We start from the raw sequence: 10,744 nt of genomic DNA, 5'->3' as shown, positions 1-10,744 counted from the left end.
ATTTTCATAAATTCGTTTTTTCCTAGTGGAAAAAACTCAGTTCCAAAGCCGCAAACAGCTTGTAGCGTCGGAACGTTAGCGGTTATGCTAGAAAATGAAGAACTTTATGAAAATTTCGAATAAAACAAAACTTGTCTTTTTTTTAGTTTTTTGTTCTCTAAAAATTGTTGGACAGAATAAAATTGCGGTAACTAAAATTGGCGTAACCAAAATCCCAAGAGAAATTAAATATAACGGTAAAGTTAAAAACGCAATAACTTGGAATGATAAATTAGGCGAAAACTTTGTCTTGACTTGTGAAACAGGAGAATTTAAAACTAAATACTCCGAAAATGACGGTCGTGATTCTGAAATTTACGCATATCATTACATTCGTTATAAAAACGTCATTAAACAGAATTGGAAAATATACGATTTCATTAAGGATTGTCCCGTTGATATTGAAGCCAGTTTTTTAAAAAACACTTTAAATGTTACAGACTTAAACAATAACGGAATTGGAGAAATTTGGATAATGTATAAAATCGTTTGCCACGGCGATGTAAGTCCTTGCGAAATGAAAATTATAATGTACCAAGAAAAACTAAAATTAGCAATGCGAGGCCAAAATCGTGTAAAAATTTCAGATATGAAATATGATGGTGGAAATTACACCTTTGACAAAGCGTTTAATGAAGCACCAAGTTATTATAGAGACTACGCTAAAAAATTGTGGAATAAAAATATAAATCAGAAATGGCAATAAGCACAACCGCTAACAGCCGTTTGGCCTAATTGCTGGCTTTTCTTGAAATTGAAACAATGTATTCACGCAGAAAATTTTACCTTAACCGAAAATAATCAGTCCGCTTTGACCGCAACTAAGCCAAGCGGTGGAACGTTACCTGCCATATTACCAAAAAATCGTATAAATCACAACTGAAATGTCATTATTGGAACTTTATAAAGAATATCATCCTGACATAGTTGAACGACTATCAAAGTTTTCTGAAATAAATAAAAGAAGACTAATTAAAAAATTGGAAATTGAAAAAGACAAAAGAAATTTCCTATCGACAATTTCAGAAATTAAATTTGGTGAATTATTTAAAATATTAAATATCGAATCTGAATATGATAAAAAAATAAATTCAAAAACACCCGATTGGACTTTAAACTGTTCTAAATCAAAAATAATTTGTGACGTTTATAGACTTGGCCAAAGCAAATCAGACCAAATAAGAAGTGACTTTGAAAATTCACTCATCGAGCATATTCAAAAAATTAATGCCAATTATATAATCCGTATTTCATTTATTGAAGAATATTTCGAATCAGAAATCTATAATGTAGAATTTATAGTGACCAAGCTAAAGGAATGGATTTTGCAAAGTTTGCCTAAAATTGGAGATAAAATTTTAATAAGCGAAAATTTTTATTTTACAGTTTTGTCAAATTGTTCTAATCATCAATTTGTAAGCTGTTGTGGAAACGCAAATTCAATAGAATACAAAATTGGTAAAATTGAGCAAGAAGAGAATTCTTATCCAAATGAAATAACAAAAAAACTAACTAAATACAATGAAATTATTCAATCATTCAACCTTTCATACTTCTTGTGTATTGACATAGATTTTGGAAGTGGATTTACGCACAACGAATTCAAAGAATATTTTCGAGGAAAATCTGCTGAATTAATTGACTATGAAGAGGTAAAAGATATTCCAGAATTTAAAGAATTAGGTTTAGGTAAAGAATGGACAATTCTTGGAGAATTTTACAACAATCCTCATTTGAGTGGAATCATTACTTGCTTAAATAATAAATTTAAAGTTTTATTGAATCCATTAAAAACACAAATTATCTATGATGAAAAATATCAGGAAATATTAGAGAAGTTGGAAAATATAAAAAAATACGGCAGGTAACACACGCTACAAGCAATTTGGGTATTTGCCTTAATTTGAAGTTAGTTTTGTATTTGGAAGATTTGGAAAATCCGAAGAATGGGCTTAATTTAGTCCCAAACTGCTTGTAGCGCGAGAACGTTAGCGGTAATGCGCCCAAAAATCCTAAATTTGAGTAGTAATAATATCTATATTTGAACCTAATTTTTGAAAATCCTTATCATTAGTAACTATCTTGTAATTATTACTCTTGGAAAGTTCAAAAATATATGAATCATTAAAATCAACAATTTTGAAATTGCTTAAAATATTCTGCAAATTAATACAGTGAAAACTATCAGGTACTGGTTGAATATTTGGGAGTTTTAGAATTTTATTAATGGCTTTTGTTATTGTATCAACAGAATCTTGATATGTTTTTGTTCCAACAAAATCAGTTTTAAACTTTACATTTACAAATTTACCAATAGAAACCCATTGATCAAAATCTCTACGTAACAATACGTTTGCAAATTCAGAAACAACTGTTGAGGATATAAAAATAGGTTTATCTTTTGTTATTAAATCTTCTAAAAGTTTTGAATAAACCTTTTGATCTTTCTTTTGAAAATTTGCTACTGTTCCAAAAAGTAATAACCAAATATTTGTATCGAAAAAAAATTGATCACTAAATCCAATATTTAAATCTTCAACTTTAATCGTCGCCATAAATTGCATTATTAGAGTTTTTTTCAAAATCTTCTTTGTTTGCAAAGTACTCTTTGGCTCTTTGAATCACATCTTTAAATAGACTACGATCTTCTTTCTCAACATTTTCGAGTTTTAGATATTCATTTAAAAATTCAGGTGTATATTCTTTTTTTCCGTATAATTTTCCAATTGCTGCGTTTAAGAATGCAGTAATCATTATTGTTATTCCTGAAAAATCAAGTTCTACTTTTTCTTTCTTTTGAAGATAAAAATCTACAACTTCAAAAACTTTTTCTCCATTTTCTGTAGAAACTGCTAATTCTGAATTAATTATATCTTTAATTAGTAAATGTTTCATTGTAATATAATCATTCGTTTATAATAAAGTGTAAAGTTAAGCTTTTTAAAATATATTTTCAAAATATTCGTCTTCATTACCAAGTGAATAATGATTAAGGTCATTTAGATTAAATTTTATATTTACAATTGTACCTTCAAAAATTGATCCTAATCTTTTTTTAGTTACATTTCCATTCTTATATTCATAAAAGCCATCCGAAGAAATTACTTGAATCTTACCTTTATTAAGTTTAATAAATTCAAATATAACTGCTAAACCTAATCCCCCAGAAGTATCTCCTGTTTTTGTCGTATTTCCTTTCTTCATTGCCCAATCAATGGCATCTGCTGCATTTAAGTCTATATTAAAAAAAGCAGAAACATTTTGTTTAATATTTACTCCTTTGTCCACAATTGTAAAATGTAAAGGTTTATCAGGTTTTTTAGGATAAAATTGTCCACAAGTATGGATAAAATCACACTGTCCGTGTGTTCTTGCATTTTCATATATTTCAAAAATATTTCTTGTAATTTCTTTGCCAAGTTTGTCGCTATGTGATGGGAATTGAGGTTTTTTCAATAATTGGGTCGTAATATAGTTGTTAAAACCTAAATCATCATTTGGCGTAAATTTTTTATAAATTAAAACTGTACCATTGTTATCTAATATTTTTGAAAATCCAAAAGGAATTAAAAACTCATTTTTTCTCAAAATAATTTCAACTTGAGGTTTAATATTTTGTAAGCTTATTTTATTTTTACCGGTCTCAATTATTTCAAATATAGTTCCAATTAAAGCACAAAGATTAGCTTCAAGAAAAGTAACTCTACTGAAATCAAATATAATTTCAGTATTTTTCACATCTTTATACTTGTTTATCCAAGTAATGATATAATCATAACCTTCAAACTCACTTTTTATATCATTCGGAATTGTAATTACCATTTTTTATCTTGAATATAGAACCAAATATAGCTAAATTAGCCTATCCGTAGAAAAGAAAATTTAGTAAAAAATATGCACTACCGCTAACACACGCTACAACGGATTTGGGCAATAGGCTTAATGGAAAGTTTGTCTTGTATTTGGGATGATTTGGCAAATCCGAAGAATGGGCTTAATTTAGTCCCAAACCCGCTGTAGCGCGAGAACGTTATGGGCAACCTTAAAGACAGACACTAATGGCAACAGACGGAGTTAAAATAATTGACGGGGACACGGCTCACGACACATATTGGGGCATTATGGATTTATACGACAGTGAAGCAAACTTTGAGACTATAAGCAAAGAATTTCCACTAATTCAAGCCGACTATTTTGACGATTTTGACAATGAAATTTATGTCACTTCTTGTGCTTTGGCTCTTTGGGAAATAGGACAAATGACAGAAGAAAAACTTACTTACGTTAAATCAATAATAGACAAAGGAGCTTGTGTAAAAATATGGACTGAGGAATATGACACCAAAGAAGGCAAAGCACGACAAAAAGAACTCGACAAATTTTGGAAAAAAATCAGCCAGCCAAACGCAAAAGTAAGAGCAAGAAAAAAATACAGAAAAATAACCAATTTCTATTTTCAACCAGACGACTTATTGACTTTTCAGTTGAAAGATGGAAACTATAGAGCTATTATTTGTTCTTCAATAGACCAATATAGAGGTCAATGCAATTACATATTGGTTCCAACAACTTACAATTCCAATAAGAAGCCAACAGTTGACGACTTGAAAGATAAGGAGATATTAGGCAGACAAATAGGAAGTGGCTACGACCACAAACTACAAGAGAAATGCAACCAGGCATTGACCGAATTTGGAACTTGACGGGTAAAAATTGTAACTTCTTTTTTGGTGTCATTAAACTTGCCGTTGACCATAAAGACTTTATCTATTTCAAAGATAGATTTGAAAGAGTAGGCACGTTGAAAATAATTGAAGGACTTAAAGAAACTGGCTCTTTTGGTTATGAAGATAACTTTGATAGGTTTGAGACAATTTTTGGAGACTTAGAAAATCATTTAAAAATATTTCAACAGAAAAAATATCCTGTAATAACTTTATGTGACATATGACAACAGAAAGAAAGGCTGCCCATAACACACGCTACAAGCAAGCTGGGGATTTGGCTTAATTTGAAGATGGTTTTGTATTTGAAAAATTAGTTTTTAACCGAAAGTTTAGGCTTTCTTAATCCCAGCCTGCGTGTAGCGCGAGGACGTTGGGCAGGATTTTCGCGCGAGAGAAAAATTCCGGTGGAATTTACTCTCACTTCTTTTTTGATGAATAATGAAAATGATAAAGAATGTTCAGGCATATTTGAGCGAAAGTTGATTGAAAATTTGATGTTTAATGAGCGAAACTTGAAAAATAAAAGACGAAAATGAAGCTGAATAAATGAAAGTTGAAAAGCGGAAGCTTGAAAAGTGAAACTAACAAAAAAGAAGCCGAAAAAGTGAAACTTGAAAAGCAGAAACTGAAAAAGCTAAACTGAAAAAGCTAAACTGAAAAAGCTAAACTGAAAAAATCAAGCTGAATAAGTAAAATATTGAAAAGCGGAAGCTTGAAAAATGAAACTGATGAAATGAAGCGGAATAATTGAAAGTTGAAAAGTAGAAACTTGAAAAACTAAACAAAAAAGAAAAAACCCCGCCCAACACACGTTTGTGGCTATTGCGGAATTTAGTGGAATTATCGTTTTCAATTCGTATTTTCGTTTAACAGAAAATACTCGTCTTCGAAGTCCGCAACAGACCACAAGCGCGGGAACGTTGGCAGACAGTTACAAATAACCGGTAAAAAAACTATGAAAAAAATATTATTATTTTTACTATTAATTTTTGCATTCTCTTGTAAAGTGGAAAAAGAGAAGACTGACGATGGTCAGGATTTAGATGACACTTACATCCAAGAAATTGGAAATTTATATTATCCTGAAAAAATAGATGCAAGACCTATGAAAGTAGGACCACGTAATGAAAAAAAAGATTATATAATTGACATTACTAATAGTGACTCTTTAAAAGACAACTCAAAAAACCTTATAATAAATTCTAAAAATATTGCTTATTTATATAAAAAGCATCTAATAAAAAATAAGAGAATTCCAAAGAACATAATTGTAAATGTCAAAAGGACAAATGGAAATAACGAAAGTTTTGAATTCGACGAAAAAGAATTAACAAAAAATTGGAAACTACAAAAGGAAAATCTAAACAATAACCGATCTGCCAACAGCCGTTACACGAGATTTGGGCATTAGGTTGAATTTAAAGCTGGTTTTGTACTTGGGAAATTTGTGTTTAACCGAAAAACCCCGCATCTTTAATCCCAAACCTCGTGTAGCGCCAGAACGTTGGGCAGGATTTTCGCGAGAGAGAAAAATTCCGGTGGAATTTACTCTCACTTCTTTTTTGATGAATAATGAAAATGATAAAGAATGTTGAGGCATATTTGAGCGAAAGCTGATTAAAAAATTTGATGTTTAATCGGTGAAACTTGAAAATTAAAAAGACGAAAATAAAATTGAATAAGTAAAGTTGAAAAGCGGAAGCTTGAAAAATGAAACTGATAAAATGAAGTCGAAAAAGTGAAACTTTAAAAGCAGAAACTGAAAAAGTAAAGCTGAATAAGTGAAATTTTGAAAAGCGGAAGCTTGAAAAATGAAACTGACAAAATGAAGCTGGATAAATGAAATTTGAAAAGCAGAAACTTGAAAAACTAAACAAAAAAGAAAAAACCCCGCCCAACACACGTTTGTGGCTATTGCGGAATTTAGTGGAATTATCGTTTTCAATTCGTATTTTCGTTTAACCGAAAATACTCGTCTTCGAAGTCCGCAACATCCACAAGCGCGAGAACGTTGGGCAGGATTTTCGCGCGAGAGAAAAATTCCGGTGGAATTTACTCTCACTTCTTTTTTGACGAATAATAAAAATGATTAAGAATGTTGAGGCATATTTGAGCGAAAGCTGATTAAAAATTTGATGTTTAATCGGTGAAACTTGAAAATTAAAAAGACGAAAAAGTGAAACTTGAAAAGCAGAAAACGAAAAAGCTAAACTGAAAAAGTAAAGCTGAATAAGTGAAATTTTGAAAAGCGGAAGCTTGAAAAATGAAACTAACAAAAAAGAAGCGGAAAAAGTGAAACTTGAAAAGCAGAAACTGAAAAAGCTAAACTGAAAAAATCAAGCTGAATAAGTAAAATATTGAAAAGCGGAAGCTTGAAAAATGAAACTGATGAAATGAAGCGGAATAATTGAAAGTTGAAAAGTAGAAACTTGAAAAACTAAACAAAAAAGAAAAAACCCCGCCCAACACACGTTTGTGGCTATTGCGGAATTTAGTGGAATTATCGTTTTCAATTCGTATTTTCGTTTAACCGAAAATACTCGTCTTCGAAGTCCGCAACAGCCACAAGCGCGGGAACGTTGTGCGACATTTTAGCGCAACCGAGAACCAAAAGAAAAATGAACCAAAAGAATATATGCTTACAAACTTTTTTAAATTAAACGAACCATATAAAATTATTAAAACTCAAATTGAGTTTTATGATTTATTAAAAATAAGCAAATCGTTTGTAAATATTCTTTATGAACCCGACATATTACAAAATGATGGAATACATCCAAAACTAAAAATAAAAGACACCAATTTTCAAAATGTTAGTTTTAGTAAAACTAAATTAAATGAGGTGATTTTTATAAACTGTAAATTCGAAGATTGTCTTTTTATTGGCTGTGAAATTGTGAATTGTGAATTCCATAATACATTTTTCATCAATTGCAATACACATAAAATATTGATAAGTAAAACTTATGTAAATCCAGAAACTTTTTCAAAGTCAATCAATAAAATCAGTAATGCAAATATTGGAGTTCATTTATTTCAGCAATTATTAAATAACTCAAATGATTCAGGTCAATCAACTTTCAGTAGGGTTTCTGAATATCATTTTAAAAAATGGCAAGATAAACTAACCTTAAATAAATTTTGGAATAAAAGACCGTACGAAATATCATTTTGGAAATTTATTTGTAATTATCCATTTAGATGGTTATTCAGATACACTTTTGGATATGGTTTAAGACTGCGGAATTTTCTAATAACCTTTGTAATTGTTTTCACTTCATTCTTTTTCATAAATCAATCAAAGTGGAAAAATTATGATTTACAGAAAAAAGATTTAGCAATAAATGTTTTTTGTAAAGACAGTTCAAATGTTTCATCAAATATTTATTACACATTAGATGCAACTACTAAACTTGTTGATTCACAATTTCAAGCAACTTCAAATGAAGGTATGATTTGGCTAACAGTTCAAAACCTTTTTGGTTTTATACTTTTAAGTGCTTTAATAACAATTATTTTAAATCGATTTGTAAAATGAAAAATTATAGTGTAGCAATTTACGGCTCATCAACACGAGAAAATTTCGATAAATACAGCGATAAAGATATTCTTATTGTTGCGGAATATTATAAAGAACTGAAAAGCTTAAAAAATGAATATGAAAATAAAGGTTTTTCTGTTTCTCTATATACTTATTCAAAACTAAAATTTATGTCTGAAAATGGTAGTTTATTTATAGACCATTTAGTTAAAGAATCTCAAATATTAATTGATTATAACGAAAATTTAGATTTCATACTTAAAAATCACAAATCTAAAAAACCAGATTTAAAACAATTTCAAGACAATAAAAATTATTTTAAAATTTTAAATTTGATTCCTAACTCTAATAAAGGTTTTGGTTGGTATTGTGATTGTGTGTATATCGGTTTTAGAAACTACTTAATCTTAAAAAGCGCTAAAAAAGAAAATTTCAATTTTTCTTATTTAACACTTTTAGAAGAACTTAAAAATGAAAAATTAATATCGGATAATGAATTAAAAATTCTGCGTGAATTAAGAGTAATAAAACGAAATTATAGAGAAAAAGTTAATGATGAATTACCTTCTAAAAGTTATATTTTTAAGGTTATTAATATTCTAAACAAATTAGAATTATTAAAAAATAGTCATCTATCAAACAAAGCTCAATTTCAAGCTTATGTACAAACTTCAATAATGAATAAAGAATTAGGACATTATCAAAAAATGCGTTTAGTAGAAATGTATTATCATTTTGATGGAAAACAAAATAAAGAAATTGAACGTATAATCTGTAATCCTCAATTCTATGCTTCTTTTTTCAAAAAGGAAAAATATATTCAAAACATAATAGAAAAAATAACTTTCGAAAAAAACGTCGCACAACAGCCGTTTGGCGAGATTGGGGTTTAAGGTTGAATTTAAAGATGGTTTTGTATTAGGAAAAATTGTGTTTAACCGAAAAATCTCGCATCTTTATTCCCCAACCACGCCAAGCGCCAGAACGTTATAGCCAATGGTAAAAAAAATCGTACGTAAAAAATGAAAATCCCTACAATTCACGGATATATTGACAGAAGAATTTTAATCAACTTTACGGCTGACCCAAAAACTGTGGAAAAAATTATTCCGTTTCCTTTTAGACCAAAAATTTATAAGGAAAAGGCAATAGTTGGTATTTGCCTAATAAGACTAAAAAATATTAAACCAAAAGGATTCCCTGACTTTATTGGCGTAAATTCTGAAAATGGCGCTCACAGAATTGCAATAGAATGGGATGAAAACGGAGAGACAAAATCAGGAGTATATATTCCACGGAGAGACACTTCGCTTAAACTAAATACTTTAGTAGGTGGAAGAATATTTCCAGGCAAACATTATTATGCTAAATTTAATGTAGAAGAAAATAACGGAAGTTATCATATTGACTTTAAAAGTTCGGACGACACCGAAATTTTTATTGATGCTACCGAAACAAAGTTGTTTAATGAAAAATCAATTTTTGAAACACTAAATAACGCTTCTGTTTTTTTTGAAAATGGAGACCTTGGCTACTCTCCAAACAAAAATAAATTTGACGGACTAAGATTGAATGCTTATAAATGGGACGTTAGACCGCTTGACGTTTCAAGCGTAAAATCAAGTTTTTTTGAAAACGTAGAAATTTTCCCAAAAGGTTCTGTGTCTTTTGACAACGCATTACTAATGACAAACATTGAACACGAATGGAAAAGCGAAGCGGACAAATAACCACTGGCTATAACACACGTCTTGCGCCATTTGCGAATTTAGTGGAATTATCGTTTTTTAATCGTATTTTCGTTTAGCCGAAAATACTCGTCTTCGTAAGTCGCAAACCGCGCAAGGCGCGAGAACGTTGGCAGATATTTTGAGTTGCGACAGAAAAAATGCATTTAAAATAAATTGAAATTATTTAAAATTTTAATTGAAAACAAAAATTAATGATGCCAAAATTGTTATTGAGAATTGTTATATTTCTAAAAGAAAAAGCTGAATAAAAATTTAAATAAATAAAAATGAATAAAGCAGAATTCATAGATAGTATAAAAAAATTGAGAACTGATTTTGAACTTAATAATGATAATTGGGATTCTCAAACTATTCCTGAATATTTGGAAGCAATTGAAAGATATGCAGAAGATATTCAAGGTTATTACGACAATACAAATCAAAATATAAATGCAGAAGTTGCCAATTGGAAAATCTTTGCTGATATTATGAAAGGCGCAAGTATTTACGAATAAAAAAACATCTGCCAACACACGTCTCAAGCAATTTGCAAATTTTGTGGAATTCCCGTTTTTTATCATATTTTCGTAAAGCCGAAAATACTCGTTTTCATAAGCTGCAAACTGCTTGAGGCGCGAGAACGTTGGCGGTCAGTTTAGCCGAACGAAAAACTGAAGATAATCAAGAATTATAAAATTAAATGGATA

General features: G+C 29.7%; 12 protein-coding genes. 9 read left to right on the top strand and 3 right to left on the bottom strand.

Going from position 1 to position 10,744, the window contains the following annotated elements; genetic code table 11:
* Nucleotides 1-106 precede the first annotated feature (106 nt).
* On the top strand, nt 107-745 hold the full coding sequence (locus GXM17_RS20845; protein WP_163401451.1) for a M949_RS01915 family surface polysaccharide biosynthesis protein: 639 nt from the start codon (nt 107-109) through the stop codon (nt 743-745).
* Between the two features lie 178 nt (nt 746-923).
* The gene (locus GXM17_RS20840; RefSeq protein ID WP_163401450.1) at nt 924-1,907 is read left to right on the top strand and encodes a hypothetical protein; all 984 of its coding nucleotides are present in this window, start codon (nt 924-926) and stop codon (nt 1,905-1,907) included.
* A 144-nt stretch (nt 1,908-2,051) separates the two neighbouring features.
* On the opposite strand, the gene GXM17_RS20835 is transcribed toward GXM17_RS20840, so the two are convergent.
* Genes GXM17_RS20835 through GXM17_RS20825 form a run of 3 tightly spaced genes read right to left on the bottom strand, consistent with a single transcriptional unit; the run spans nt 2,052 to nt 3,861 of the window.
* The gene (locus GXM17_RS20835; RefSeq protein ID WP_163401449.1) at nt 2,052-2,594 is read right to left on the bottom strand and encodes a type II toxin-antitoxin system VapC family toxin; all 543 of its coding nucleotides are present in this window, start codon (nt 2,592-2,594) and stop codon (nt 2,052-2,054) included.
* A complete protein-coding gene (locus tag GXM17_RS20830; RefSeq protein WP_163401448.1) occupies nt 2,581-2,934 on the bottom strand; it encodes an STAS-like domain-containing protein in 354 nt (117 codons plus the stop codon). The genes GXM17_RS20835 and GXM17_RS20830 overlap by 14 nt, the downstream gene beginning before the upstream one ends.
* A gap of 45 nt (nt 2,935-2,979) precedes the next feature.
* On the bottom strand, nt 2,980-3,861 hold the full coding sequence (locus tag GXM17_RS20825; RefSeq protein ID WP_163401447.1) for an ATP-binding protein: 882 nt from the start codon (nt 3,859-3,861) through the stop codon (nt 2,980-2,982).
* 236 nt (nt 3,862-4,097) lie between these two features.
* On the opposite strand from GXM17_RS20825, the gene GXM17_RS20820 reads away from it, so the two are divergent.
* From GXM17_RS20820 to GXM17_RS20790, 7 genes are all read left to right on the top strand, one after another.
* The gene (locus GXM17_RS20820) at nt 4,098-4,742 is read left to right on the top strand and encodes a hypothetical protein (RefSeq protein WP_163401446.1); all 645 of its coding nucleotides are present in this window, start codon (nt 4,098-4,100) and stop codon (nt 4,740-4,742) included.
* Nucleotides 4,709-4,990, top strand: coding sequence for a hypothetical protein (locus GXM17_RS20815; RefSeq protein ID WP_163401445.1), 282 nt, complete (start codon nt 4,709-4,711; stop codon nt 4,988-4,990). Before GXM17_RS20820 ends, GXM17_RS20815 begins: the two co-directional genes overlap by 34 nt.
* A gap of 731 nt (nt 4,991-5,721) precedes the next feature.
* A complete protein-coding gene (locus GXM17_RS20810; RefSeq protein ID WP_163401444.1) occupies nt 5,722-6,177 on the top strand; it encodes a hypothetical protein in 456 nt (151 codons plus the stop codon).
* 1,539 nt (nt 6,178-7,716) lie between these two features.
* Nucleotides 7,717-8,304, top strand: a complete 588-nt coding sequence (locus GXM17_RS20805) for a hypothetical protein (protein ID WP_244307451.1) — start codon at nt 7,717-7,719, stop codon at nt 8,302-8,304.
* Complete coding sequence (locus GXM17_RS20800; RefSeq protein ID WP_163401442.1) at nt 8,301-9,200, top strand: nucleotidyltransferase domain-containing protein; 900 nt, start codon at nt 8,301-8,303, stop codon at nt 9,198-9,200. The genes GXM17_RS20805 and GXM17_RS20800 overlap by 4 nt, the downstream gene beginning before the upstream one ends.
* Before the next feature lie 129 nt (nt 9,201-9,329).
* Nucleotides 9,330-10,037 carry a DUF2071 domain-containing protein gene (locus tag GXM17_RS20795; protein WP_163401441.1) on the top strand — a complete coding sequence of 236 codons (708 nt, stop codon included), beginning with the start codon at nt 9,330-9,332 and terminating at the stop codon, nt 10,035-10,037.
* Nucleotides 10,038-10,324: 287 nt separating this feature from the next.
* Nucleotides 10,325-10,552 carry a DUF7660 family protein gene (locus tag GXM17_RS20790; RefSeq protein ID WP_163401440.1) on the top strand — a complete coding sequence of 76 codons (228 nt, stop codon included), beginning with the start codon at nt 10,325-10,327 and terminating at the stop codon, nt 10,550-10,552.
* The last annotated feature ends 192 nt before the right edge of the window (nt 10,553-10,744 follow it).

This window comes from Flavobacterium fluviatile (assembly GCF_010645065.1).
GTDB lineage: Bacteria > Bacteroidota > Bacteroidia > Flavobacteriales > Flavobacteriaceae > Flavobacterium > Flavobacterium fluviatile.
Note: the sequence above shows the minus strand (reverse complement) of the source record. Positions and strands in the feature narration are given on the sequence as shown.

Bases quoted from the DNA above. Each gene is read 5' to 3' on its own strand.
- GXM17_RS20820 (WP_163401446.1), top strand. From the start codon at position 4,098: ATGGCAACAGACGGAGTTAAAATAATTGACGGGGACACGGCTCACGAC.
- GXM17_RS20800 (WP_163401442.1), top strand. From the start codon at position 8,301: ATGAAAAATTATAGTGTAGCAATTTACGGCTCATCAACACGAGAAAAT.
- GXM17_RS20830 (WP_163401448.1), bottom strand. From the start codon at position 2,934: ATGAAACATTTACTAATTAAAGATATAATTAATTCAGAATTAGCAGTT.
- GXM17_RS20815 (WP_163401445.1), top strand. From the start codon at position 4,709: ATGCAACCAGGCATTGACCGAATTTGGAACTTGACGGGTAAAAATTGT.
- GXM17_RS20840 (WP_163401450.1), top strand. From the start codon at position 924: ATGTCATTATTGGAACTTTATAAAGAATATCATCCTGACATAGTTGAA.
- GXM17_RS20790 (WP_163401440.1), top strand. From the start codon at position 10,325: ATGAATAAAGCAGAATTCATAGATAGTATAAAAAAATTGAGAACTGAT.
- GXM17_RS20810 (WP_163401444.1), top strand. From the start codon at position 5,722: ATGAAAAAAATATTATTATTTTTACTATTAATTTTTGCATTCTCTTGT.
- GXM17_RS20835 (WP_163401449.1), bottom strand. From the start codon at position 2,594: ATGGCGACGATTAAAGTTGAAGATTTAAATATTGGATTTAGTGATCAA.
- GXM17_RS20825 (WP_163401447.1), bottom strand. From the start codon at position 3,861: ATGGTAATTACAATTCCGAATGATATAAAAAGTGAGTTTGAAGGTTAT.
- GXM17_RS20845 (WP_163401451.1), top strand. From the start codon at position 107: ATGAAAATTTCGAATAAAACAAAACTTGTCTTTTTTTTAGTTTTTTGT.
- GXM17_RS20795 (WP_163401441.1), top strand. From the start codon at position 9,330: ATGAAAATCCCTACAATTCACGGATATATTGACAGAAGAATTTTAATC.